Annotated in this window: 21 protein-coding genes; 17 read left to right on the forward strand and 4 right to left on the reverse strand. The window is 65.8% G+C overall.

The features are described 5' to 3' along the window. Window positions 1–96: 96 nt before the first annotated feature. From lptB to lptC, 3 genes are read right to left on the reverse strand one after another with little or no spacing between them, the layout of a single operon-like run. Window positions 97–867 carry an LPS export ABC transporter ATP-binding protein gene (gene lptB / locus NOF55_RS01450; RefSeq protein ID WP_370868919.1) on the reverse strand — a complete coding sequence of 257 codons (771 nt, stop codon included), beginning with the start codon at window positions 865–867 and terminating at the stop codon, window positions 97–99. A 51-nt stretch (window positions 868–918) separates the two neighbouring features. After that, entirely contained in the window at window positions 919–1,479 is a 561-nt protein-coding gene (locus NOF55_RS01455) for an LptA/OstA family protein (protein ID WP_306409535.1), read from the reverse strand. Next, window positions 1,472–2,158, reverse strand: coding sequence for an LPS export ABC transporter periplasmic protein LptC (lptC, locus tag NOF55_RS01460; protein WP_306409536.1), 687 nt, complete (start codon window positions 2,156–2,158; stop codon window positions 1,472–1,474). The genes NOF55_RS01455 and lptC overlap by 8 nt, the downstream gene beginning before the upstream one ends. A 203-nt stretch (window positions 2,159–2,361) precedes the next feature. On the opposite strand from lptC, the gene sppA reads away from it, so the two are divergent. The 8 genes from sppA (at window position 2,362) to olsB (ending at window position 10,026) form a co-directional block, all read left to right on the forward strand. Then, window positions 2,362–3,321 carry a signal peptide peptidase SppA gene (sppA, locus tag NOF55_RS01465; RefSeq protein WP_306409537.1) on the forward strand — a complete coding sequence of 320 codons (960 nt, stop codon included), beginning with the start codon at window positions 2,362–2,364 and terminating at the stop codon, window positions 3,319–3,321. Window positions 3,322–3,349: 28 nt separating this feature from the next. After that, window positions 3,350–3,655 (forward strand): integration host factor subunit beta, encoded by a 306-nt coding sequence (locus tag NOF55_RS01470; protein ID WP_306409538.1) that lies wholly within the window; start codon window positions 3,350–3,352, stop codon window positions 3,653–3,655. 126 nt (window positions 3,656–3,781) lie between these two features. Next, entirely contained in the window at window positions 3,782–4,138 is a 357-nt protein-coding gene (locus tag NOF55_RS01475; protein WP_306409539.1) for a DUF1049 domain-containing protein, read from the forward strand. Window positions 4,139–4,243: 105 nt separating this feature from the next. After that, window positions 4,244–5,365: a class I SAM-dependent methyltransferase gene (locus tag NOF55_RS01480; protein ID WP_306409540.1), complete on the forward strand. Its 1,122-nt coding sequence runs from the start codon at window positions 4,244–4,246 to the stop codon at window positions 5,363–5,365. Next, on the forward strand, window positions 5,362–6,219 hold the full coding sequence (locus NOF55_RS01485) for a TrmH family RNA methyltransferase (RefSeq protein WP_306409541.1): 858 nt from the start codon (window positions 5,362–5,364) through the stop codon (window positions 6,217–6,219). Before NOF55_RS01480 ends, NOF55_RS01485 begins: the two co-directional genes overlap by 4 nt. Then, on the forward strand, window positions 6,216–6,710 hold the full coding sequence (gene lspA, locus NOF55_RS01490) for a signal peptidase II (protein WP_306409542.1): 495 nt from the start codon (window positions 6,216–6,218) through the stop codon (window positions 6,708–6,710). Before NOF55_RS01485 ends, lspA begins: the two co-directional genes overlap by 4 nt. A gap of 55 nt (window positions 6,711–6,765) precedes the next feature. Further along, the gene (locus NOF55_RS01495; protein WP_306409543.1) at window positions 6,766–9,063 is read left to right on the forward strand and encodes a hybrid sensor histidine kinase/response regulator; all 2,298 of its coding nucleotides are present in this window, start codon (window positions 6,766–6,768) and stop codon (window positions 9,061–9,063) included. A gap of 84 nt (window positions 9,064–9,147) precedes the next feature. Next, window positions 9,148–10,026, forward strand: coding sequence for a l-ornithine N(alpha)-acyltransferase (gene olsB / locus NOF55_RS01500; RefSeq protein ID WP_370868920.1), 879 nt, complete (start codon window positions 9,148–9,150; stop codon window positions 10,024–10,026). 103 nt (window positions 10,027–10,129) lie between these two features. Here the strand turns inward: olsB and NOF55_RS01505 are convergent, their stop codons facing one another. Beyond that, window positions 10,130–12,415, reverse strand: coding sequence for an NADP-dependent malic enzyme (locus NOF55_RS01505; protein ID WP_306409544.1), 2,286 nt, complete (start codon window positions 12,413–12,415; stop codon window positions 10,130–10,132). Between the two features lie 195 nt (window positions 12,416–12,610). Here NOF55_RS01505 and mutS point away from each other — a divergent pair, with 195 nt between their 5' ends. The 9 genes from mutS (at window position 12,611) to NOF55_RS01550 (ending at window position 23,782) form a co-directional block, all read left to right on the forward strand. Further along, window positions 12,611–15,259, forward strand: coding sequence for a DNA mismatch repair protein MutS (mutS, locus tag NOF55_RS01510; protein WP_306410169.1), 2,649 nt, complete (start codon window positions 12,611–12,613; stop codon window positions 15,257–15,259). A 56-nt stretch (window positions 15,260–15,315) separates the two neighbouring features. Then, window positions 15,316–18,138: a [protein-PII] uridylyltransferase gene (locus NOF55_RS01515; RefSeq protein WP_306409545.1), complete on the forward strand. Its 2,823-nt coding sequence runs from the start codon at window positions 15,316–15,318 to the stop codon at window positions 18,136–18,138. Next, window positions 18,135–19,724: a murein biosynthesis integral membrane protein MurJ gene (gene murJ / locus NOF55_RS01520; protein WP_306409546.1), complete on the forward strand. Its 1,590-nt coding sequence runs from the start codon at window positions 18,135–18,137 to the stop codon at window positions 19,722–19,724. Before NOF55_RS01515 ends, murJ begins: the two co-directional genes overlap by 4 nt. Window positions 19,725–19,818: 94 nt before the next feature. Then, entirely contained in the window at window positions 19,819–20,889 is a 1,071-nt protein-coding gene (gene trpS, locus NOF55_RS01525; protein ID WP_306409547.1) for a tryptophan--tRNA ligase, read from the forward strand. Window positions 20,890–20,950: 61 nt separating this feature from the next. After that, window positions 20,951–21,442: a universal stress protein gene (locus tag NOF55_RS01530; protein ID WP_306409548.1), complete on the forward strand. Its 492-nt coding sequence runs from the start codon at window positions 20,951–20,953 to the stop codon at window positions 21,440–21,442. 101 nt (window positions 21,443–21,543) lie between these two features. Next, on the forward strand, window positions 21,544–22,107 hold the full coding sequence (locus tag NOF55_RS01535; protein ID WP_306409549.1) for a NifU family protein: 564 nt from the start codon (window positions 21,544–21,546) through the stop codon (window positions 22,105–22,107). A gap of 3 nt (window positions 22,108–22,110) precedes the next feature. Further along, window positions 22,111–22,779 carry a tRNA (adenosine(37)-N6)-threonylcarbamoyltransferase complex dimerization subunit type 1 TsaB gene (gene tsaB, locus NOF55_RS01540; protein ID WP_306409550.1) on the forward strand — a complete coding sequence of 223 codons (669 nt, stop codon included), beginning with the start codon at window positions 22,111–22,113 and terminating at the stop codon, window positions 22,777–22,779. Between the two features lie 47 nt (window positions 22,780–22,826). After that, complete coding sequence (locus NOF55_RS01545) at window positions 22,827–23,318, forward strand: GNAT family N-acetyltransferase (RefSeq protein WP_306409551.1); 492 nt, start codon at window positions 22,827–22,829, stop codon at window positions 23,316–23,318. A 35-nt stretch (window positions 23,319–23,353) separates the two neighbouring features. Beyond that, on the forward strand, window positions 23,354–23,782 hold the full coding sequence (locus tag NOF55_RS01550) for a Fur family transcriptional regulator (protein ID WP_306409552.1): 429 nt from the start codon (window positions 23,354–23,356) through the stop codon (window positions 23,780–23,782). Window positions 23,783–23,788: the final 6 nt, after the last annotated feature.

Raw genomic sequence — 23,788 nt, forward strand, 5'->3', positions numbered from 1 at the left:
GAAGGTTCCGGTCAAGCGGAACTGTCATCGGCCTGTCAAAAACTTTCAAACGCGCCGGATTTCACGCAAAAATACGCCTCGACACGCGTTTTTGCGCTAAAGGCTGAATTTGTCGCCAAGATAGAGGCGGCGCACATCCGCGTTGGAAACCACGTCGTCGGCCCGGCCGTGCGTCAGTACCTCGCCGGCATGGATGATGTAGGCGCGGTCGATGAGGCCGAGCGTTTCGCGCACGTTGTGATCGGTGATCAGGACGCCGATGCCGCGCGCCGTCAGGTGGCGGACGAGGTTCTGGATATCGGCGACGGAGATAGGATCGACGCCGGCGAAGGGCTCGTCGAGAAGCATGAAGGCGGGGTCGGTGGCCAGCGCCCGGGCGATTTCCAGACGGCGGCGTTCGCCGCCCGAAAGCGCCACGGCGGGCGACTTGCGCAGCTTCTCGATGTGGAACTCGGCCAGCAGGGAATCGAGCTTCGCCTCGCGACGGGCCTTGTCGTTGTCGTGCAGTTCGAGAACGGCGCGGATATTGTCCTCGACCGTCAGGCCGCGGAAGATCGAGGCTTCCTGAGGCAGGTAGCCGACGCCGAGACGCGCGCGCCGGTACATCGGCATGCCGGTCACGTCGTCGCCGTTGATGGCGATGGTGCCGGTGTCCACGGGCACGAGGCCGGTGATCATGTAGAAGCAGGTGGTCTTGCCCGCGCCGTTCGGCCCGAGCAGGCCGACCGCCTCGCCCCGGCGCACGACGAGCGACACGCCGTTGACGACACGGCGCGTCTGATAGGTCTTCGTCAGTCCGTGGACGACCAGGGTTCCCTCATAACGGCTCTTGTCCGCGATCGTCTTGACGGGCTTGCTTTTCGGCAGAAGCCTGCCGGCGATGTTGGTAAGGCTGCTGATCTTCACGGGAACAGCGCCTTAGGGCTTCTTCTGCGATTTCGGATCGAGCTGGATGTTGACGCGGCCGCCGCAACTGTCGAGCCTCGCCTCGCCGGTGTTCATGTGAACCGTCAGCTTGCAGCCGACGAACACGTTCTGGCCTTCGGACAGCACCACGCGGTCGCCGGTCAGCACGAAGGTCTGCGAATCCATGTCGAAACGCCCGTCGTCGGCGGTGGCCTGCTGCGTGCCGGACGACAGGAACACCTTGCCGCCGACCTCGATGCTCTGGATGTCGGCGCTGCCCGAGCTGATCGAGGTGCCCTGGCCGCGATAATGGACGGTCATGTTGCCCGACTGCATGGTCATGCCGCCCTGCACCACCTTCACATTGCCGGTGAAGATGGCCTTGGCTTCCTGGTCCTTGACGTCGAGCTGGTCGCTTTCGATCTGGATCGGCTGGTCGTTGGAAAGCCTCAGGTCGCCCCGAGTCGAGGTGCTCTGCGCCAGTGCGATCTGCGGCAGACAGACGGCGGCGAAGGCGAGCCCCGCCAGAACGGCGACGGTCTTGCGGGCGGGGATCAGGCTGAACTCAATCATTAAGGCCGCTCTGCTGCTTGTTGTTTCGGATGGCGACGGGATCGATGTTGACGCGAACCTCGCCGGCGAAGGATATCAGGTGCCCCTTATCCGTTATCTTGACGCTGTTCGCAAGAATCGAAGATCCATCCGTGAAGATCGTCACCGGCTCGTCGCTTTCGAGCGTGCCGCCCTTGACGTCGATCCGGGCCGAGGCGAGGTGCGCGCGCAGGCCCGTCGAAAGGTCGATGTCGAAGGGGGCCGTCATGTTCAGCCGGTCGGAGGAGCGGTCGTAATCGCCCCGCTCCGCCGTGACGCGGGCGATTAGCCTGTCGTTCAGGGGCACGGCGGCTTTGATCGTCTCGAGCGTCAGGAAGTTCGGGTCCCTGATGTCTTGCAACGCGCGTTCCGCGGTCATCGAATAATTGATGCCGTCCTTGTTGCGCCCGGCAATGGCAGGCTTCTCCATGACGATCCGGCCGTCCTCGATCTTCGTGCCGAGAACGGAAATCTCGTCGGGAATGTAGGAACGGATCACGGAGACCAGAACGAACATCAGCGATATGAGCGCCGCGCCGACGGGAAGAATGATCTTCAGGCGCTGCACGCGTGCGGAATGCTGCCGCGCAGCCGTGTAGGAGCGGGCTTCGGGCATCTTCACGGCATTCGTCTCGGCAGCGCTGTCTGTTCGGTCAAGCATCGTCGGGGCCTGCGGTGGAGGTGGGGCCAGGTCGGCCCACGGGGTCGTTTCGCATGGATATCGGTGCTTGCCAATATGGAAATTGCCGCAGCCCTCTTCAACCCGGGGCGTATCCGCCATAGATAATACATTTAATGCGCCTTCATTGAGACCGGAGCCTGGGCGCGGCGTTGCAACGGCAAGGGATCGGGCGGGGCATGGAAATGGACGGAACTTCGATTGCCGAACGGCGGCGCCTGCGCCGGAAACTCACGTTCTGGCGGGTGGCGGCCCTTGTCGTCGTGGCCGCCGCGCTGTTCTTCGCCTGGCGTGCGATCCTGCCGTCGGAACGCGATACCCGCCGCGATCATGTGGCGCAGGTGACGATTTCCGGCGTCATTCAGGACGACCGCGAACTGCTGGAGCGTCTTGACAGGATCGCCAGGAGTTCCTCCGCGAAGGCGCTGGTGGTCTCGATCTCCTCGCCCGGCGGGACGACCTACGGCGGCGAACGGCTCTACAAGGCGTTGCGGCAGGTGGCCGACCGCAAGCCCGTCGTATCCGATGTCCGTACGCTTGCCGCATCCGCCGGTTATATCGTCGCACTCGCCGGCGACCGGATCTTCGCCGGGGAAACCTCCATCACCGGCTCGATCGGCGTTCTCATGCAATATCCTCAGGCCGGAGAACTACTTGAAAAGATTGGCGTTACGGTCGGCGAGGAAAAGTCCTCGCCGTTGAAGGCCGAGCCGTCGCCCTTCCATCCGGCCAGCGAGGAGGCCAAGGCGATGATCCGCGCCACGATCATGGACAGCTACGACTGGTTCGTCGCGCTGGTGGCCGAGCGGCGCGGCCTTCCGCGCGAAACGGTTCTGCCGATCGCCGACGGCCGCATCGTCACCGGACGGCAGGCGCTGGGCCTGCAACTGATCGACGAACTGGGCGGAGACGGCGAGATCCGCGCCTATCTGGACACCCGCGGCGTCGGGACCGCGCTGCCCGTGGTGGAGTGGAAAACGCCTTCGCGTGGCTCCGTCATTCCGCTTCTGGGAAGCGTCATGCGGCTCGCCGGATGGGCGTCCGGCGAGGAAAGCCTTGATCCGGCCGCCATCCTGCGCGAAATAAGGTCGCGCAACTTGTTCCTTGACGGGCTTCTTTCCGTTTGGCAGGTTGGGCGCGATTGAAAATGCCTTGGGGTTTCAGGGGGTAAACGTGATCAAGTCGGAGCTTGTCCAGATTGTCGCAGCGCGCAATCCACATCTCTACCACCGGGACGTCGAGAACATCGTCAATGCCGTGCTCGATGAAATCACCGATGCACTGGCTGCCGGCAACCGTGTCGAACTGCGGGGGTTCGGCGCATTTTCCGTCAAGAACCGTCCCTCCCGTTCCGGCCGCAACCCGCGCACCGGCGAAACCGTTTTCGTCGAGGAAAAATGGGTGCCCTTCTTCAAGACGGGCAAGGAATTGCGCGAGCGCCTGAACCCCGGCATGGCCGACGACGATCAGGCCGACTGACCGGCGTCACGTAAGAGCGATTCCAGGAAAAGTGTGAAGCGGTTTTCCGTTCGGAATTGCGTAAAAGAAGAGTTAGAGCGTTTCAGCTTTTCCATGAAAGGATGAAATGCTCTAAGGAGGTCTGCCATGATCAGGAAACTGGCCAATCTGTTCGTCCTGTTGCCGCTCGGCATCGTGCTGATCGTTCTTTCGGTGGCGAACCGTCATTCGGTTTCGCTCGCCTTCAATCCGTTCAGGCCCGAAGACGAGGCGCTGGCCATCAGCGCGCCGTTCTTCGTGTTCCTGTTCCTCGCCCTTATTCTCGGCATGGTCATCGGCTCGCTGGTCACATGGTTCTCGCAGGGGCAGTACCGCAAGCGTGCCCGCGCCGAGGCGCGCGAGGCGGTGAAGTGGCACGACGAGGCGGATCGCCAGAAGGCCCGCGCCGAGGAAATGGCCGCCCACGCGGTCGCCCCGTTGCCCGCCCAACTGCCGGCCAAGTGATTGCATCGCACCGTTTTCAGGCTTTGACCGTGCCCGTCGCGATGGTAAAGCAGGCGCCGGAGCCGGTCGCCGGAAATGTGCGTCCGCAAATCTTGGGGTAGAGGCGTGAAGGACAAGGATCGCCGCAAGGCGCAGAAACCGGCGGGAAAATCCGGCTTTGGCGAAAAAACGGCAGCGGCGAAGCGCCCGTCCGCGCGCGGGCCGGTCCAGCCGCGCCGGCAGGGCGAGGCCGGGCACCCGCCCGCCCGTGCCGAACAGGCGGAAAAGCGCGCGGAAACGGTGGAGAAGGTCTTTCTGGCGCTACGTGAAGGCGCCCGCCCCGCCGAGCGCGTCCCCGTCATTCTGGAAACCGGCGGTTCGGAGAGCTTCCGCCTGATCGATAGCGGCAACGGCGAGAAGCTGGAGCAATACGGCCCCTATCGCATCGTGCGTCCCGAGGCGCAGGCATTGTGGCCGAAGTCCCTGCCGGAGCATGTCTGGCAGAAGGCCGACGCGATCTTCACCGGCGATACCGACGAGGACGGCATGGGCCGCTGGCGTTTTCCGCGCGAGGCGCTCGGTGAAACCTGGCCGCTTTCGCTGCTCGGGGTCGATTTCCTCGGCCGCTTCACCGCCTTCCGCCATGTTGGCGTCTTTCCGGAACAGCTTGCGCACTGGCGGTGGATGAAGGACGAGATCGACAGGGCCGGCCGGCCGCTGAAGGTGCTGAACCTCTTCGGCTATACCGGCGTCGCCTCGCTGGTCGCCGCGGCGGCGGGCGCCGAAGTCACGCATGTCGACGCCTCGAAGAAGGCGATCGGCTGGGCGCGCGAGAATCAGGCGCTGTCGCGTCTCGACCGCGCCCCGATCCGCTGGATCTGCGACGATGCGATGAAATTCGTCCAGCGCGAGGTGCGCCGCGGCAGCCGCTACGACATCATCCTCACCGACCCGCCGAAATTCGGCCGCGGCACCAATGGCGAGGTGTGGCATCTGTTCGAGCACCTGCCGCTGATGCTCGACCAGTGCCGCGAAATCCTCGCGCCCAGGGCGCGCGGCCTCGTGCTGACGGCCTACTCGATCCGCGCCAGTTTCTATTCCATGCACGAACTCATGCGCGAGACGATGCGCGGACGCGGCGGCGTGGTGGAATCGGGCGAACTGGTGATTCGCGAGGCGGGTCTCGACGGAGAGACGCCCGGCCGGGCGCTTTCCACCTCCCTTTTCAGCCGCTGGGTGCCGGAATGAGCGAATTTCACAGGGAAGACGGCGTGCGCCGCGTCGGGCAGGTCAAGGAAATCACCAGCCTCGCCAATCCGATCGTCAAGGACATCAAGGCGCTGGCGAACAAGAAGGCGCGCGAGGAGAGCGGAACCTTCATCGCGGAGGGGCTGAAGCTCGTCATCGACGCCATCGAGCTCGGCTGGATCATCCGCACGCTGATCTACGCCAAGGCTGCCAAGGGCAAGCCGGTAGTGGAGAAGGTGGCGGCGAAAACCGTCGCTTCCGGCGGCCTGGTGCTGGAAGTTTCCGAAAAGGTGATGTCCTCCATCGTCCGCCGCGACAATCCCCAGATGGTCGCTGGCGTGTTCGAGCAGCGCTGGCGACCGCTTGCCGGGCTGAAGCCGAAGAAGCACGAGACCTATGTGGCGCTCGACCGGGTGCGCGATCCGGGCAATCTCGGCACGATCATCCGCACGGCCGATGCGGCCGGCGCCTCCGGCGTCGTCCTTGTCGGCGAGTGTACCGATCCCTTCTCGGTCGAAACCGTGCGCGCCACGATGGGCTCGGTCTTCGCCATGCCCGTCTCGCGCGCCTCGGCTGAGGAATTCCTTGCCTGGCGCAAGGGCGTGGACGCACAGGTCGTCGCCACCCATCTGGCCGGCTCCGTCGATTACCGCACGGTGGATTATGCAAGGAAACCAACCGTGCTGCTGATGGGCAACGAACAGTCCGGCCTGCCGGACGATCTGGCGGAGAAGGCCGATACGCGGGTGCGCATCCCGCAGCAGGGCCGGGCGGATTCGCTCAATCTTGCGGTCGCGACCGCCGTGATGCTCTACGAATCGCGCCGGCATCTCCTGTCGCTGGAGGGGCCGTGACGGTGGAGCGCGTTCCCTTTTTCTCCCGCCCCGCCGTTGCCGCGGTCGTCGTCATCGTCGCCCTGGTCATCGACCAGATCGTCAAGGCGGCGGTCGAGGCCTGGCTACCGCTCCATCAGGATGTGCCGGTCCTGCCGTTCCTGGCGCTTTACCGCACCTATAATCTCGGGGTCGCCTTCTCCCTGCTGGCCGACATGGACGGCTGGTTCATCGTCGGCATGCGCCTTATCATCGTCGGCTTCGTGTTGTGGCTGTGGAAGCGCACGCCGCAATCCCACTGGCTGGCCCATCTCGGCTTTGCCCTCGTCATCGCCGGGGCGCTCGGCAATATCATCGACCGTTTCGTATACGGGCATGTGGTGGACTACATTCTGTTCCACACGGGAAACTGGTCTTTCGCCGTCTTCAATCTCGCAGATACCTGGATTTCCGCCGGCGCCGCGCTGATTTTCCTCAACGAGTTCTTCGCGCCCAAAGCGTCGGATCGTTAAAATTCTAACGATCCGGACAACCGGATCGGAACGGGCCTCATGCCAGGGTATTCCCATGAGCGACCTGACCCGGCTGAAGAACCGCATTTCCGATGCTTTCGGCGCGTCTCCCGAAAAGGGAGAGGGATCGTCTGGCCGTGTTGCGCTCACGCCACCGTCTCTCTCGGCCGATGCGGCTTTCGATACGGTAAACGAGGTGCTGCGGGCGGAGCGTCGGCGGTCCTTCCGGCCCGGCTCCTATCTTCTCGGCGCCGCGGGCCTGCTCGCCTGCGCCGTCGCGCTCGCCGTCGGCCGGGATGCCGGCCTTTACGCGGTCATCGGCGGTCTGGGCAGCGGCAGCGCCGCCGCCGCCCTGTTCCATCTCCTTTCGCGGGCGCCTGCCGCGGCATCGCCCGGCCCGGTCCCGGCCGCGCGGCAGGATGCCATGTGGTATTTCGGCGAAAGCGCGGTCATCCACGACACGCTGGGCGATATTCTGCTGACCCGCGATGCGGAGGGGCGCATCCTTTCGGCGAATGCCCGCTTCCGCAGCCTTGTCGGTGATGCGGCGCCCGAGGGCCGCACCTGCGGTGAGCTCGGGCTGGTGTTCGAGCCTGCCGGCAAGCCGGGACGTTTCGAGGTCGGGATCGCCACCGGCCGCGGCCCGCGCATGTTCCTCTGGCACGACGTCATGGGTCGCGACGCCGCCGGGCGGCCTGTCGTGCAGAGCCTTGCCCGCGATGTGACGGACGAGCATCAACTTGCCCGTGCCCGCGAGGAAGCCCGCCTGCGCGCGGAGGAGGCGAGCGAGGCCAAGTCGCGGCTGCTGGCCACCGTCAGCCATGAGATCCGCACGCCGCTCGGCGGCATTCTCGGCATGGTCAGCCTCCTGTCCCGCACGCGGCTGACACCCGAGCAGGTCAATTATCTCGAAGGGATCCGCCAGTCCGGCGAGGCGCTGGGCCAGCTGGTCGACGAACTGCTGGACTGCGCCTCCATCGAGGCAGGCCGCTTCTCGGTCAATCCGGTCGTCACCGGCATGCGGCCCTTCGTCGAGGGCGTTTCCGAAATGCTCGCCCACCGGGCCCATGCCAAGGGGTTGGAAATCGCCGTGACCGTCACGGCCGATGTGCCGGAGCGGCTGGAATTCGATTCCGCCCGCGTGCGGCAGGTCCTGTTCAACGTCATCGGCAACGCGGTCAAGTTCACCCGCACCGGCGGCGTTCTGGTGTCGGCGGCAATGGACCGCTCCGAGATCGTCATGACCGTCAGGGACACCGGCCCGGGCATGGGTGAGGCGGAGCTTTCGAGCATTTTCGAAGAGTTCGAACAGGTCGGCGAGGCGCGTGACCGCAGCGGCGGCACGGGTCTCGGCCTGTCGATCTCCGCGCGCATCATGACGGCGCTCGGCGGCAGCCTGTCGGCGGCAAGCCGCAAGGGCGAGGGCAGCATCTTCACGATACGCTTTCCGGTCGAGGTTCCGGCGGGTGAAGTGGGTGCCGGCAACGGCCACCCTCTCGAAGAAAGCCGCGTCCTGCTGCTCGCCCCGGCCGGCCCGGCCGCGCGGGCGACCGTCGCCACGCTGGAGACGCTCGGCGCGCTGTGCCGCCATGTCACATCGGCCAGCCAGGCCGCGCGGGCGCTCGGCGGCGCATCATCGGCCAGGGCGTCCTTCACCGACATCATCGTCGACCATCGCCTGTCGGCTTCCTTCGCCCGCGCCGTGCCCGCGCGCCGCGAGGGCGAGACCGGCGGCCCGCGCCGCATCTTCCTCGTCAACCCGGAGGAGCGCACGGCCCGCCGGCGCGGCGATTACGATGCCTGGCTCATCCGTCCGCTGCGCGAGAAGACGCTGACCGACGTGCTGACCGGCCGCATGAGCGGCGTCGAAAAGCGTGATGCCCGCAACGACAACCGGCCGCTTCCCGGTTTCGCCTCCACCCTGCCGGACGACGGGACCATGTCGGGCCTCGACATATTGCTGGCCGAAGACGATCCGATCAATGCCATGCTGGCCCGTTCCGCGCTGGAAAAGGCTGGTCACAACGTCTCCCATGTCAGCGATTTCGAGGCCGTGCTGTCCGTCATGACGGATCGCCATGCCGCGCGCCCGGACCTTCTCGTCACGGATCTCTCCATGCCGGGCGGCGAGGGGCTGGAAATCATCGGCCGCATCCGCGACACCGAGCGGCAGGATGGGCTGGCCCGCGTTCCGATCCTCGTCCTGACCGCCGACAAGCGCCGGCAATCGGCCCAGCGCGCGCTGGCGAACGGCGCCGACGGCATTCTCGAAAAGCCGGCCGTGCCCGAGATGCTTCTCGAGGAGGTCGCCATCCTGTGCGGCCTTGCCGGCGCGCAGAAGGCCGGCGGCTGAGCCGTTCCTGCGTCGCCCTGTCACTTTCCTGTTGCACAGGAGTGGCATATGCCTGATCGCAGGATTGACGAGGGTCAGGCCATCATGAGCATCGAACTCCTTAAACCGGAAACCGCAGCGCAAGCCGGCGAGCACATTCTCGCCCGCGCTGGCGCCGGCACCGAAGGTCTGCTCGGGCGGATCGGCACGCTGGAGACGCGGCTTGCCCGCTCGCCCGCCGAAGTCGAGGCGGCCCAGCGCGTCCGCTTCAATGTCTTCGTCGAGGAGATGGGCGCGCGGCTTCCCGCCTCCACCATGCAGACGCGCCGCGATTTCGATGCCTGGGATACGATCTGCGATCATCTTCTGGTCATCGACAGCGCCCTCGAGGGCGACCCCGAAGATCAGATCGTCGGCACATACCGCCTTCTGCGCCAGGATGCGGCCGAGCATCGAGGCGGCTTCTATTCCGCCCACGAATTCGAGATCGAGCCGCTTCTCGCCCGCCACCCGGACAAGCGTTTCATGGAGCTCGGCCGCTCCTGCGTGCTGCCGCAATACCGCACGCGCCGCACGGTGGAACTGCTGTGGCAGGGCAACTGGGCCTACGCGCTGAAGCACGGCGTCGACGCCATGTTCGGCTGTGCCTCCTTCCCCGGCTACCGGCCCGAGGCGCATGCGCTGGCGCTTTCCTTCCTGCACCATCACGCGCGGGCCGGCAGCGACTGGGCCGTTTCGGCGCTTCCCGAACTGCATTGCTCGATGGACATGATGCCGGCCGAGGCCGTCGACGCCCGCCGGGCGCTCGCCGTCATGCCGCCGCTGGTGAAGGGATATCTGCGTCTCGGCGCGATGGTCGGCGACGGCGCGGTGATCGACAGGGCTTTCAACACGACGGATGTTCTCGTCGTGCTGCCGATCGCGGCGATCTCGGGCCGCTACGTGAACTATTACGGCGCGGATGCCGGACGTTTCGCCGGCTGACACGGGCCGTCCGTGGTTTTCACGAAGCCATTTTCAGTAGGTCTTTTCGAGAATGGACATGCCCTGCACGGCTTTGGCCATGCAGGGCATGTTTCTTTCGTGCTCAGTCGCCGGCATTGTAGGCAGCGATGGCCGCCAGGTTGACGATGTCGCGGTCGCGGGCGCCCTGCGAGGTGATCTGCACCGACCGCGCGAAACCGAGCAGGATCGGGCCGATCACGGTCGAGCCTCCGAGTTCCTGAAGCATCCGCGAGGAAATCGACGCCGAATGCGTGCCGGGCATGATGAGGACGTTGGCCGTATCGGAAAGACGGCAGAACGGATATTGCGCCAGGCGCTGGGCGTTGAGCGCGACATCGGCGCCCATCTCGCCGTCATATTCGAAGTCCACGTCGCGGCCGTCGAGTTCCGCGACGGCGGCCCGCATCCGGTCCGACGTATCGCTGACCGGCGAGCCGAAGGTGGCGCTGGAGAGGAAGGCGACACGCGGCGTGTAGCCCATCTCGCGGGCGAAGGCGGCGGCCGTCTCGGCGATATCGGCCAGTTCCGCAGCGCCCGGGCTGTCGTGAACGGCGGTGTCGGCGACGAACACGGTGCGCCCGCGCGAAATCGCCATCGAAACGCCGATGACGGGCCGGTCCGATGCCGTGTCGATGCAGCGGCGGATGTCCTTCAGCGCCGTCGGGAACTTGCGCGTCGCGCCGGTCACGATGGCGTCGGCATCGCCGAGCGCCACCATGCAGGCGGCGAAATGGTTGCGGTCGGTGCGGATCAGGCGCTGGCAGTCGCGCAGCAGGAATCCCTTCCTCTGAAGGCGCTCGTAGAGATAGGCCGAATAGCGCTCGATGGTATCGGGCAGGCGGTGGTTGGCGATCTCGATGCCGGCCCTGTCGAGTTCGACGCCGATCTTGCGGGCCGTCGCTTCGATTTCGGCCTCACGGCCGAGCAGTACGGCGGTGCCGAGGCCCTGGTCGGCGTAGCCGATCGCCGCGCGCAGCACCTGCGCTTCCTCCGCTTCGGCGAACACCACCCGCTTCGGGTTGGCGCGCACCTGCGCGTAGAGGCTGTCGAGCGTCGAGGCGATGGGGTCGCGGCGGGCCAGCAGCGAGCGCTTGTAGGCGGCGAAATCGGCAATCGGCTTGCGCGCGACGCCGGAATCCATCGCGGCGGCCGCGACCGCTGCCGGAATGGCGGCGATGAGGCGCGGATCGAACGGGACGGGAATGATGTATTGCGCGCCGAAATGCGGGCGCTGGCCGTGATAGGCCGCCGCCACCTCGTCAGGCACTTCCTGTCGCGCGAGGCTGGCGATCGCCCGCACGGCGGCGATCTTCATCGGCTCGTTGATCGTGGTCGCTTGCACGTCCAGCGCACCGCGGAAGATATAGGGAAAGCACAGGACGTTGTTGATCTGGTTGGGATAGTCGGAACGGCCCGTCGCCATGATCGCATCGCCGCGGATCTCCGCCACTTCCTCCGGCGTGATTTCCGGATCGGGGTTGGCCATCGCGAAGATGATCGGGTTCGCGGCCATCGAGCGGATCATGTCGGCGCAGAAGGCGCCTTTCTGGGAAAGGCCGAGAACGACGTCGGCGCCCTTCATGGCGTCGGCCAGCGTGCGTGCGCCGGTCTTCACCGCATGCGCCGATTTCCACTGGTTCATGCCTTCGCTGCGGCCCTGGAAGATCACGCCCTTGGTGTCGCACAGCGTCACGTTCTCGGGCGCGAAACCCATCGCCTTGATCAGCTCGATGCAGGCGATGGCCGCAGCGCCGGCGCCATTGCAGACGAGTTTCGTCGTCTTCAGGTCGCGGCCCGTCAGCTCCAGCGCGTTGATCAGGCCGGCGGCGGCGATGATCGCGGTGCCGTGCTGGTCGTCGTGGAACACGGGAATGTCCATCAGTTCGCGCAGCCGGCTTTCGATGATGAAGCATTCCGGGGCCTTGATATCCTCCAGGTTGATGCCGCCGAAGGAAGGGCCGAGATAGCGCACGCAATTGATGAATTCGTCGACATTCTCGGTATCGACCTCGAGGTCGATGGAATCGACGTCGGCAAAGCGCTTGAACAGGACGGACTTGCCCTCCATCACCGGCTTGGATGCCAGCGGCCCGAGATTGCCGAGGCCGAGAATGGCCGTGCCGTTCGAGATGACGGCGACCAGATTGCCCCTGGCCGTATAGTCGAAGACCGCCGCCGGGTTCTCCGCAATCGCCTGCACCGGAACGGCCACGCCCGGCGAATAGGCGAGCGAAAGATCGCGCTGTGTCGCCATCGGCTTGGTCGGCACGATCTCCAGCTTGCCGGGACGGCCCATAGAGTGGAAATCGAGCGCCTCCTGCGCAGTGACGGTGGCGCGGCTGCGCTCGGGCTTTTCGGATGCGGACATGCTTGGGAACCTGGTTTCTGTGGGCAGCCCCGCGGAGGCCGGGGGCTTGTCTTGTTTTGACTGGGGCACACCGATAAAGTCGCAGGCCCTGCCGCGCAATAAAAATCTAAAGCCGTGACAACAAGCGATACAAACGAAAACGGCCTCACCGCCGCTGCCCTGATTTCCGAGGAAAGCCGCGCATCGGCGACGCCGATGATGGAGCAGTATATCGAGATCAAGGCCGCGAACCCGGATTCGCTGCTGTTCTATCGCATGGGCGATTTCTACGAGCTGTTCTTCGACGACGCCGTGGAGGCCTCCCGCGCGCTCGGCATCACGCTGACGAAGCGCGGCCAGCACATGGGCCACGACATTCCCATGTGCGGCGTGCCGATCCACGCGGCCGACGATTATCTCCAGAAGCTGATCTCGCTCGGCTTCCGCGTCGCCGTCTGCGAGCAGGTGGAGGATCCGGCGGAGGCGAAGAAGCGCGGTTCGAAATCCGTCGTGCGCCGCGATGTCGTGCGCCTCGTGACCCCCGGAACGCTGACGGAGGAGAAGCTCCTTTCCCCGTCGGAATCCAATTACCTGATGGCGCTCGCGCGCATTCGCGGCGGCGGCGAGGCGCAATATGCGCTGGCCTGGATCGATATCTCGACCGGCATCTTCCGCGTCGCGGAAACCGAGCAGTCGCGGCTTCTCGCCGATATCCTGCGTATCGATCCGCGCGAGCTGATCCTTGCCGATCCGGTCTTCCACGATGCCGAACTGAAGCCCGTCTTCGACGTTCTGGGCCGCACGGCCTCGCCGCAGCCCGCCGTTCTCTTCGACAGCGCCAGCGCCGAGGGCCGCATCGCCCGCTATTTCGGCGTCGGCACCCTCGACGGTTTCGGCACGTTCAGCCGCCTGGAACTGGCGGCCGCGGCGGCGGCCATCGCCTATGTCGAGAAGACGCAGATCAACGAGCGCCCGCCGCTCGGCCGTCCCGAGCGCGAAAGCGCGGGTTCGACGCTGTTCATCGATCCCGCGACCCGCGCCAATCTCGAACTGGCCCGCACGCTTTCCGGCAGCCGCGAGGGCGCGCTGCTCAGGGCCATCGATCGCACGGTGACGGGTGGCGGCGCCCGGCTTCTGGCAGAACGGCTGATGTCGCCGCTGACGGACCCCGCAAGGATCGGCGAACGGCTCGATTCCATCGGCTGGCTGATCGGCGAGCCGGACACGGTGTCGTCGCTGCGCCATCTCCTGAAGCGTGTGCCGGACATGCCGCGGGCGCTGACCCGTCTGGCGCTCGACCGCGGCGGCCCGCGCGATCTCGGCGCGATCCTTCAGGGGCTCGTCGCCGCGCGCGAACTGGCCGGGCGGCTGGCGCTGGCCCCGCTGCCGCCGGAACTGGCCGGGGCGCTGACGGCGCTCCAGGCGCTGCCGGCCGGGCTGGAGGAGACGCTGGCCCAGCAGCTCGACGACGAGTTGCCGCTCCTCAAGCGCGATGGCGGCTTCGTCCGCGCCGGCGCCCGGGCGGACCTGGACGAGGCCCGGGCCCTGCGCGACCAGTCGCGGCGGGTCATCGCCGGGCTGCAATTGCAATATGCCGAAGAGACCGGCATCCGCTCGCTGAAGATCAAGCACAACAACGTGCTCGGCTATTTCATCGAGGTCACGGCCGGCAATTCCGACACGATGACCGGCACGCCGGAGGCGAAGGCGCGCTTCATCCATCGCCAGACGATGGCGAACGCCATGCGCTTCACCACCACCGAACTCGCCGAACTCGAAACCCGCATCGCCAATGCGGCGGGCGAGGCGCTGGCCATCGAGCTTGCCGCCTTCGGCCGCATGGTCGAGGCCGTCGTCGCCGAGGCGGACGCGATCAAGGCGGCGGCCCGCGCGCTCGCCGTCTTCGACGTGGCGGCGGGGCTGGCCGTTCTCGCCGTCGAGCGCGCCTACTGCCGTCCGCAGGTGGACGGCAGCCGCGCCTTCCGCATCGAGGGCGGTCGTCATCCGGTGGTCGAGCAGGCGCTGTTCAGGCAGGGCGCCGGCCCCTTCATCGCCAACGATTGCGATCTTTCGCCCGCAGAGGGTGGGACCTATGGCGGCGTCTGGCTGCTGACCGGGCCGAACATGGGCGGCAAGTCGACCTTCCTGCGCCAGAACGCCCTGATCGCGATCATGGCGCAGATGGGCTCCTACGTACCGGCGACGCAGGCCGTCATCGGCGTCGTCGACCGGCTGTTCTCGCGCGTCGGCGCCTCCGACGATCTGGCGCGGGGCCGTTCCACCTTCATGGTGGAGATGGTCGAGACGGCGGCGATCCTCAATCAGGCGACCGACCGCTCCCTGGTCATCCTCGACGAGATCGGCCGCGGCACGGCGACCTTCGACGGGCTTTCCATCGCCTGGGCGGCGGTCGAGCACCTGCACGAGGCGAACCGCTCGCGGGCGCTTTTCGCCACCCATTTCCACGAACTCACCGTGCTTTCGGAAAAGCTCGACCGCCTTTCCAATGTCACAATGAAGGTCAAGGAGTGGCAGGGAGAAGTGATCTTCCTGCACGAGGTCGGCCCCGGCGCCGCCGACCGTTCCTACGGCATCCAGGTGGCGCGTCTGGCCGGCCTGCCGGACTCGGTCGTGGCGCGGGCCCGCGAGGTCCTGACCAAGCTGGAGGACGCCGACCGCAAGAACCCGGCGAGCCAGCTGATCGACGATCTGCCGCTTTTCCAGGTTGCGGTGCGCCGCGAGCAGGTCTTGGCCGGGCCCTCGAAGGTCGAGGAAATGCTGAAGGGCATCAACCCGGACGACCTGACGCCCCGCGACGCCCTGGAGAAGATTTACGCTCTCAAGAAAGAGCTTGGCAACGGGTGAGGGCTATCCTATCCCGCGAGCCGGAAACGCGTCGAACGCGGCGCGACAAATGAAAGATGCCCGACATGGCGAAACTCGAAGCGGAATTTCCTGAAGTCATCGACGTGGAGCGGCTGAGCGCCGAATGCGAGGTGCTCGCGACGGCCCATGCCGGCAATCCCGACGACATGAAGGCGGCGCTTCTGCCGGTTCTGAAGGCGGCGAGCAAGGAAGGACGCGATACCGCCCGCCGCATTCTGGAAGCCGAAGGCGGCGGCCTCGATTGCGCCCGTCGCATCTCTTACCTTCAGGACTGCCTGATCGACATCATTCACGGCATCACCATCAACCACATCCACCCCGTGGCGCGCGCCCAGATCGCCGTGACGGCGGTCGGCGGCTACGGGCGCGGCACGCTCGCGCCCGGCTCGGATATCGACCTTCTCTTCCTGCTGCCGCCCAGGGCCGACAATGTCGTCCACAAGGCCGTGGAATTCATCCTGTATCTCCTGTGGGACATGGGCTTCAAGGTCGGCCATTCCGTGCGCAGCGTGGACGAATGCATCCGGCAGTCGATCGCCGACATGACGATCCGCACCGCCGTTCTCGAAACGCGCTTCATCTGCGGCGAGGAAGCCTTCGCCACCGAACTCGCCGGACGGTTCGACAGGGAAATCGTCGTCAATACCGGGCCGGAATTCATCGCCGCCAAGCTGGCCGAGCGCGACGAGCGCCATCGCAAGGCGGGCGACACGCGCTATGTGGTGGAGCCGAACGTCAAGGAAGGCAAGGGGGGCTTGCGCGACCTGCACACGCTGTTCTGGATCTCGAAATACTACTACCGTATTTCCGATCCCGCCGAACTGGTGCGCCTCGGCGTGTTGTCGCGGCAGGAATGGCGGCTGTTCCAGAAGGCCGACGATTTCCTCTGGGCGGTGCGCTGCCACATGCACTTCCTCACCGGCAAGGCCGAGGAACGGCTGTCCTTCGACATCCAGCGCGAGATCGCCGAGCTTCTGGGCTACAATGCCCGCCCCGGCCTGTCGACGGTCGAGCGCTTCATGAAGCACTACTTCCTGGTGGCGAAGGACGTGGGCGACCTGACGCGCATCTTCTGCGCCGCGCTGGAAGACCAGCAGGCCAAGGACACGCCCGGCCTGACCGGCGTCATCAGCCGGTTCGCGCGCCGCCGGCGCAAGATCGCCGGCACGGTGGATTTCGTCGAGGATCATGGCCGCATCACGCTCGCCGACGCCGATGTCTTCAAGCGCGATCCGGTCAACATCATCCGCCTGTTCCACATCGCCGACATCAACGGGCTGGAGTTCCATCCCGATGCGCTGAAGCGCGTCACCCGCTCGCTGTCGCTGATCGACCAAGGCGTGCGCGAGAGCGAGGAGGCCAACCGTCTCTTCCTGTCGATCCTCACCTCCAAGCGCGATCCGGCGCTGATCCTGAAGCGGATGAACGAGGCCGGTGTCCTCGGTCGTTTCATTCCCGAGTTCCGCAAGATCGTCTCGATGATGCAGTTCAACATGTATCATCACTACACCGTCGACGAGCACCTGATCCGCTCCGTCGAGCAGCTTTCGCGTATCGACAAGGGGCTGGGCGCCGACACGTTCCCGCTTTCGGTGAAGCTGATCGAGACCGTCGAGGACCGCACCGCGCTCTATGTCGCCGTGCTGCTGCACGATATCGCCAAGGGCCGGCAGGAGGATCACTCCATTGCCGGCGCCAAGGTGGCGCGCAAGCTCTGCCCGCGCTTCGGCCTGTCGCCGAAGCAGACCGAACTGGTCGCCTGGCTGATCCAGGAACATCTCACCATGTCGATGACCGCCCAGACGCGCGATCTGCACGACCGCAAGGCGATCACCGATTTTGCCGAGAAGGTGCAGTCTCTCGACAGGCTGAACATGCTGCTGATCCTGACGGTCTGCGATATCTGCGCGGTCGGTCCGGGCGTCTGGAACGGCTGGAAGGGCCAGCTTCTGCGCACGCTCTACTACGAGACCGAACTGCTTCTGTCCGGCGGCTTCTCGCAGGTGCCGCGCAAGGAGCGCGCCGAGGCCGCCGCCAACGCGCTGGCCGAAGCGCTGTCCGATTGGCCGCAGAAGGACCGCCGTCAATATACGCGGCTGCATTACCAGCCCTATCTGCTGTCCGTGCCGCTCGAGGATCAGGTGCGTCATGCGCAGTTCATCCGCGAGGCCGACAAGGAAGGCAAGACGCTTGCCACCACGGTGCGCACCCACTCCTTCCACGCGGTGACGGAAATCACCGTTCTGGCACCCGACCATCCGCGCCTGCTTTCGGTCATCGCCGGAGCCTGCGCGTTTGCCGGCGCCAACATCGTCGGCGCCCATATCTTCACGACGTCGGACGGCCGCGCGCTGGACACGATCTTCATCAACCGCGAATATCCGCAGGACGAGGACGAGATGCGGCGCGCCGCCACCATCGGCCGGATGATCGAGGAGGTGCTGGCCGGCACCAAGCGCCTGCCGGAGGTGATCGCCAGCCGCACGCGCGGCAAACGGTCGAAGAACCGCGCCTTTCCGGTCATTTCTGGCGTTTCGATTTCCAACACGCTGTCGAACAAGTTCACGGTCGTCGAGATCGAATGCCTCGACCGGCCCGGCCTTCTGGCGGAAATCACCGCCGCGCTCGCCGATCTGCTGCTCGACATCCAGTCGGCGCACATCACCACCTTCGGCGAGAAGGTGATCGACACCTTCTACGTCACCGACCTGACGGGAGAGAAGATCAACAACGAGAACCGCCAGGCGGCCATCACCTCCCGACTGCGCTCCGTCATGGCCGGCGATCACGATGCGCTTCATGCCGGCGCGCCGAAACATTCGGGCGCGGGGCTCGCCCCGGTCGGGGGCGGCAAATGAGCCTTCTCCGGAAGTTCGCGACGGTCGGGGGCGCCACCCTCGGCAGCCGCGTGTTCGGCTTCGTGCGCGAAATGCTGATGGCGGCGGCGGTCGGGACCGGTCCCGTGGCCGATGCCTTCAACGCCGCCTTCCGCTTTCCGAACACCTTCCGCAGGCTCTTTGCCGAGGGCGCCTTCAATTCCGCCTTCGTGCCGCTGTTCGCCAAGGAGATCGACGCCGGCGGCATGGAGGGCGCCCGGCGCTTTTCCGAGGAGGTCTTCGGGGTTCTCTTCACCGTCCTTCTCGTGCTGACCATCGTCATGGAACTGTCCATGCCGCTGCTGGTGCGGACGATCATCGCCCCGGGCTTTGCCGACGACCCGGAGAAATTCGGGCTGACGGTGCGCCTCGCCGTCATCATGTTCCCCTATCTCGCCTGCATGTCGCTGGCGGCGATGATGGGCGGCATGCTCAATTCCCTGCACCGTTATTTCGCGGCGGCGATCGCGCCGGTGTTCCTGAACTTCATCCTGATCGGCGTTCTGGCGTTCGCCTGGTGGAACGATCACGACGCGCTGGATGTCGGCCTCGGCCTGTCCTGGGGCGTCATGGCGGCGGGCGTGGTGCAACTCGCCATCGTCTGGATCGCCGTGCGCAATGCCGGCATGCGGATCGGCTTCCGCCGCCCGCGCCTGACGCCGAACGTCCGGCGGCTGCTCGTTCTGGCGCTGCCGGCGGCGATCACCGGCGGCATCACGCAGGTCAACCTGCTCATCAACACCGCCATCGCCTCCGCGGCGGAGGGGGCTGTGTCCTCGCTCGTCTATGCCGACCGCATCTATCAGCTTCCGCTCGGCGTGATCGGGATCGCGGTCGCCACCGTGCTCCTGCCGGAATTGTCGCGGGCCCTGCGCGGCGGCGCCGGGGCGGAAGCCGCCAATCTCCAGAACCGTTCCGTCGAATTCGTGCTCTTCCTGACGCTGCCGGCCGCCGCCGCCCTGCTCGTCATGTCCGAGCCCATCGTGCGGCTTCTCTACGAGCGCGGCAATTTCCACGCGGATGCGACGGTCACGGTCGGCGCGATCCTCGCCCTCTACGGCCTCGGCCTGCCGGCCTTCGTGCTGATCAAGGCCTTCATTCCCGGCTTCTTCGCGCGGGAGGATACCCGCACGCCGATGATCTTCGCCGGCATTTCGGTGGTCGTGAACGTCTCGCTCGCCATCACGCTCTTCCCGCGCTTTTCCGCCCTCGGCATCGCGACGGCGGAAATCGTCGCCGGCTGGGTCAATGCGGCGCTCCTGTTCTTCACGCTGGTCAGGCGCGGCCACTGGGGCGGCGACAGGGCGCTTTTGCGGCGCATTCCCCGCCTCGTGCTGTCTGCCGCGCTGATGGCGGCAGCGCTTTATTACGCCATCGGCCTGCTCGGTCCCCAGCTTTCCTCCGCCGCCCCGGTGGCGGTGAAGGCAGCCACCGTGGCGGCGCTCGTCCTCGTCGCCATGACCCTCTATTTCGGCCTGGCCTTCGCCACCGGCGGAGCGGACCGCTCCATGCTGACGCGGGCCCTGAGGCGCAAGGCGGTCCCGAAGACCGAACCGCTCTCCGAGTGAAGGTTTTTCTTGATCGCGAAAGGTTGAGGGTGCATACAGCCCCCGCCTTTCCACCCTTTTCGGGGCCTCCATCCGGGGCCTGTCGAGGACGACGATGACCGAATTCAAACCGCTTGTCTTTTCCGGTATCCAGCCGACCGGAAATCTCCATCTCGGCAATTATCTCGGCGCCATCCGCAAGTTCGTCGCCCTTCAGGCCGAGAACAACGACTGCATCTATTGCGTCGTCGATCTGCACGCGCTGACGGCGCAGCTCGTTCACGACGACATGCCGACGCAGATCCGCTCGATCACCGCGGCCTTCCTCGCTTCGGGCATCGATCCGGTGAAGAGCATCGTCTTCAACCAGTCCGCCGTGCCGCAGCATGCCGAACTCGCCTGGATCTTCAACTGCGTCGCGCGCATCGGCTGGATGGAGCGGATGACCCAGTTCAAGGACAAGACCGGCGGCAAGAATGCCGAACAGGTCTCGCTCGGCCTGCTCGCCTATCCGAGCCTGATGGCCGCCGACATTCTCGTCTACCGCGCCACCCATGTTCCGGTCGGGGAAGACCAGAAGCAGCATCTCGAACTCGCCCGCGACATCGCCCAGAAGTTCAACATCGATTTCGGCGCCCATATCCGCAAGGCGGGCCTCGGCACGGATGTCCTCGTCGGCGACGAGCCGGTACATGCCTATTTCCCGATGGTCGAGCCGCTGATCGGCGGCCCGGCGCCCCGCGTCATGTCGCTGAAGGACGGCACGAAGAAGATGTCGAAGTCCGATCCCTCGGACCTGTCGCGCATCAACCTCACCGACGACGCCGACGCCATCGCCCGCAAGATCCGCAAGGCCAAGACCGATCCGGACGCGCTTCCTTTGGAGGTCGCCGGCCTTGCCGGCCGTCCGGAGGCTGGAAACCTCGTCGGCATCTATGCCGCGCTGTCCGACACGACGCGCGAGAAGGTCCTCGAACAGTTCGGTGGCCAGCAGTTCTCGGCGTTCAAGCCCGCCCTGGTCGATCTGGCGGTTTCGGTTCTCTCGCCGATCGGCGAGGAAATGCGCCGCCTTCTGGATGCCCCCGACCATATCGACGCGGTGTTGCGCGACGGCGGTGCGCGGGCCCGCGAGATTGCCGAAAAAACCATGCAGGACGTGCGCGACATCATCGGTTTCGTGCGCTAAGATCGCCACGCTTCCGGGGCCGGAATCCGGTTCCGCAGTCGGTTTCGCGGGTGGAGGCTCTATGGTTTCGAAACGATTGTCCAGTCTCGAGGGCCATCGGCGCAAGTTCATGGCGGTCATCGACAATACGCCGGAATGCGCGCGCGCAGTGCATTATGCGGGCCGGCGCGCCAAGAATTCCAATGGCGGCCTGGTTCTGGTCTACGTGATTCCCGAGGGCGACTTCCAGCAATGGCTCGGCGTCGAGGAAATCATGCGCGTCGAGGCCCGCGAGGAGGCCGAGGCGGCGGTGGCCGCCGCCGCCGCGACGGTGCGCGAGACGATCGGCGTCGAACCGGAGATCGTCATCCGCGAGGGCTCCGCCGCCGAGCAGATCAATGCGGTGATCGAGGAAGATCGCGACATCGCCATCCTCGTTCTGGCCGCAGGCTCGACCAAGGAAGGGCCCGGTCCGCTGGTTTCCTCCGTCGCCGGTCGCGGCGCAGCCTTTCCCATTCCGGTGACGATCCTGCCGGATACGCTGACGAACGAGGAAATCGACGCCCTGTGCTGAGGCGATCACAATCGTCCCGTCGCTCTTGAAAGTGGAGCGGCGGAGTTATATTTTGGAAGAATTCTAAATTGACGCGGTGGCGCCACCGCAGGGAGACGATCATGTTCATCCAGACCGAGACGACGCCGAACCCCGCCACGCTGAAGTTCCTGCCGGGCCGCGTGGTGATCGAAAGCGGCACCGCCGAGTTCCGCAACGCTGCGGATGCCGCCGCGTCGCCGCTTGCCGCACGCCTGTTCGAGATCGGCGGCGTGACGGGTGTCTTCTTCGGTTATGATTTCATCACCGTCACCAGGGACGGCCCGGAATGGCACCACCTGAAGCCGGCCATCCTCGGCACGATCATGGAGCATTTCATGTCCGGCGCGCCGGTGATGGGCAGCGCGGGCACGACCGTGGACCCCGATTCGGATGAGGAATTCTTCGACGCCGACGACGAGAGCATCGTCCTGACGATCAAGGAATTGCTGGAAACCCGCGTCCGCCCGGCGGTGGCGCAGGACGGCGGCGACATCACCTTCCGCGGCTACAAGGACGGCACGGTCTATCTCAACATGAAGGGCGCCTGCTCCGGTTGCCCGTCCTCGACGGCGACGCTCAAGCACGGTGTGCAGAACCTGCTGCACCATTTCGTTCCGGAAGTCCGCGAAGTCGAAGCCGTCTGATCCATGATCCTTCTGGCTCTGGACACGGCGGGGGCGGATTGCACCGCCGCTCTTTATGAATCGTTGGAAGACCGGCTGCTTTCGAGTGCGGTCGAAACCATCGGCAAGGGCCATGCCGAGCGGCTGATGGCGGTGGTCGACGCCGCACTCGACGAGGCCGGGCTGACGCTCGACGCTGTCGGGAAGATCGCGGTGACGGTCGGGCCGGGCTCCTTCACGGGCATCCGTGTCGGCGTGGCGGCGGCGCGCGGTTTCGCGCTGGCGCTCGGCATCGAGGCGGTCGGCGTGTCCACGCTCGGCGTCATCGCCGCTGCCGCCCGCGAGGCGCATCCCGGCCGGCCGGTCATGGCCGCCATCGATGCCCGGCGCGGCGAGATCTATGCGCAGCTCTTTTCGGCGGCCGGCGAAGCCGATGGACCGCCCCTGCTGCTGACGCAGGCGGAAGCCGCGGAGCTCGCGCGCGAAAGCGGCGCCCTCGTCGCAGGTTCCGCGCGGCCTCTTCTTGTGGAGAACGCCGAAGACGGCGGGACGGACCGTTATCCGCCGCTTTTCATTGCCAGACTGGGGGCGAGCGCCGATGCGCTGCCGCCTTCGCCGCTTTACCTGCGCGGTCCCGACGCCAGGCCGCAGACGGGTTTTGCCGTCGCGCGGGCCGGATCGCCTGCCGCCTGACGATTGATTGCCGATACCGTTTCGACACCCGCATATTCGAGAATCGCATGCTGAAATATCTGACCGGAGCCCCGGAATTCGATCTTGCACCGATGGAAGCCGGCGATTGCGCCGAGGTTGCCGCGCTGCATGCCGGCCGCTTTCCCTCTCCCTGGGGCGAGGACGAATTTGCGTCGCTGTTTTCGCAGGAGACGGTCTACGGTTTCGTGGCCCGCCAGACCAATGCCTGGACGGGCCGCCCCATGACCGGTTTCGTGCTGGCCCGCGAGGTGGCGGGCGAGGCCGAGATCCTGACGATTGCCGTGTCCGAAAGGGTGGCGCGCGCCGGTCTCGGCTGGCGGCTGATGCGTGCGGCGATGGGCGAGGCCGATCTGCGCGGGGCGACCGAGATGTTCCTCGAGGTCGATTCGGCCAACGGCCCGGCGGTCGGCCTCTACGGCAAACTCGGCTTCGAGAAAGTGGGAGAGAGGGCGGCCTATTACGCCGCCGGGGACGGGACGCGATCGACGGCGCTTGTCATGCGCCGCGTTCTTGGCTAACCCCATCTCAGGACCTGAACGGACGGGGGCGCCTCATGGCTGATCTTTCCAATACGCTGGAGGAGCTTTGCACCGAGCGCGGCATGCGCATGACGGAGCAGCGCCGCATCATCGCCCGCATCCTCCAGGAGTCGGACGACCACCCGGATGTGGAGGAGCTGCACCGCCGCGCCGTGCAGATCGATACCCGTATTTCGATCTCGACGGTCTATCGCACGCTGAAACTGTTCGAGGATGCCGGCATCATCGCGCGTCACGATTTCCGCGACGGCCGCTCGCGCTACGAAACGGTGCCGGAAGAACATCACGACCATCTCATCAACCTGAAGACCGGCGAGGTGATCGAGTTCCATTCGCCCGAGATCGAGGCGCTTCAGGAACGCATCGCCCGCGAATACGGGCTGAGGCTGGTCGATCACCGTTTCGAGCTTTACGGCGTGCCGATCCGCAAGGACGAAGGTTGACCGTGA

The sequence above is a fragment of the Ectorhizobium quercum genome (assembly GCF_026552795.1).
Classification (GTDB): Bacteria; Pseudomonadota; Alphaproteobacteria; order Rhizobiales; family Rhizobiaceae; genus Ectorhizobium; species Ectorhizobium quercum.

Excerpts from the sequence above, each read along its gene's own strand:
- NOF55_RS01495 (WP_306409543.1), top strand. The coding sequence starts at position 6,766 with ATGAGCGACCTGACCCGGCTGAAGAACCGCATTTCCGATGCTTTCGGC.
- NOF55_RS01550 (WP_306409552.1), top strand. The coding sequence starts at position 23,354 with ATGGCTGATCTTTCCAATACGCTGGAGGAGCTTTGCACCGAGCGCGGC.
- NOF55_RS01485 (WP_306409541.1), top strand. The coding sequence starts at position 5,362 with ATGAGCGAATTTCACAGGGAAGACGGCGTGCGCCGCGTCGGGCAGGTC.
- mutS (WP_306410169.1), top strand. The coding sequence starts at position 12,611 with ATGATGGAGCAGTATATCGAGATCAAGGCCGCGAACCCGGATTCGCTG.
- NOF55_RS01475 (WP_306409539.1), top strand. The coding sequence starts at position 3,782 with ATGATCAGGAAACTGGCCAATCTGTTCGTCCTGTTGCCGCTCGGCATC.
- NOF55_RS01515 (WP_306409545.1), top strand. The coding sequence starts at position 15,316 with ATGCCCGACATGGCGAAACTCGAAGCGGAATTTCCTGAAGTCATCGAC.
- NOF55_RS01505 (WP_306409544.1), bottom strand. The coding sequence starts at position 12,415 with ATGTCCGCATCCGAAAAGCCCGAGCGCAGCCGCGCCACCGTCACTGCG.
- olsB (WP_370868920.1), top strand. The coding sequence starts at position 9,148 with ATGAGCATCGAACTCCTTAAACCGGAAACCGCAGCGCAAGCCGGCGAG.
- NOF55_RS01530 (WP_306409548.1), top strand. The coding sequence starts at position 20,951 with ATGGTTTCGAAACGATTGTCCAGTCTCGAGGGCCATCGGCGCAAGTTC.
- NOF55_RS01455 (WP_306409535.1), bottom strand. The coding sequence starts at position 1,479 with ATGATTGAGTTCAGCCTGATCCCCGCCCGCAAGACCGTCGCCGTTCTG.
- lptC (WP_306409536.1), bottom strand. The coding sequence starts at position 2,158 with ATGCTTGACCGAACAGACAGCGCTGCCGAGACGAATGCCGTGAAGATG.
- murJ (WP_306409546.1), top strand. The coding sequence starts at position 18,135 with ATGAGCCTTCTCCGGAAGTTCGCGACGGTCGGGGGCGCCACCCTCGGC.
- NOF55_RS01535 (WP_306409549.1), top strand. The coding sequence starts at position 21,544 with ATGTTCATCCAGACCGAGACGACGCCGAACCCCGCCACGCTGAAGTTC.
- NOF55_RS01545 (WP_306409551.1), top strand. The coding sequence starts at position 22,827 with ATGCTGAAATATCTGACCGGAGCCCCGGAATTCGATCTTGCACCGATG.
- tsaB (WP_306409550.1), top strand. The coding sequence starts at position 22,111 with ATGATCCTTCTGGCTCTGGACACGGCGGGGGCGGATTGCACCGCCGCT.
- sppA (WP_306409537.1), top strand. The coding sequence starts at position 2,362 with ATGGACGGAACTTCGATTGCCGAACGGCGGCGCCTGCGCCGGAAACTC.
- trpS (WP_306409547.1), top strand. The coding sequence starts at position 19,819 with ATGACCGAATTCAAACCGCTTGTCTTTTCCGGTATCCAGCCGACCGGA.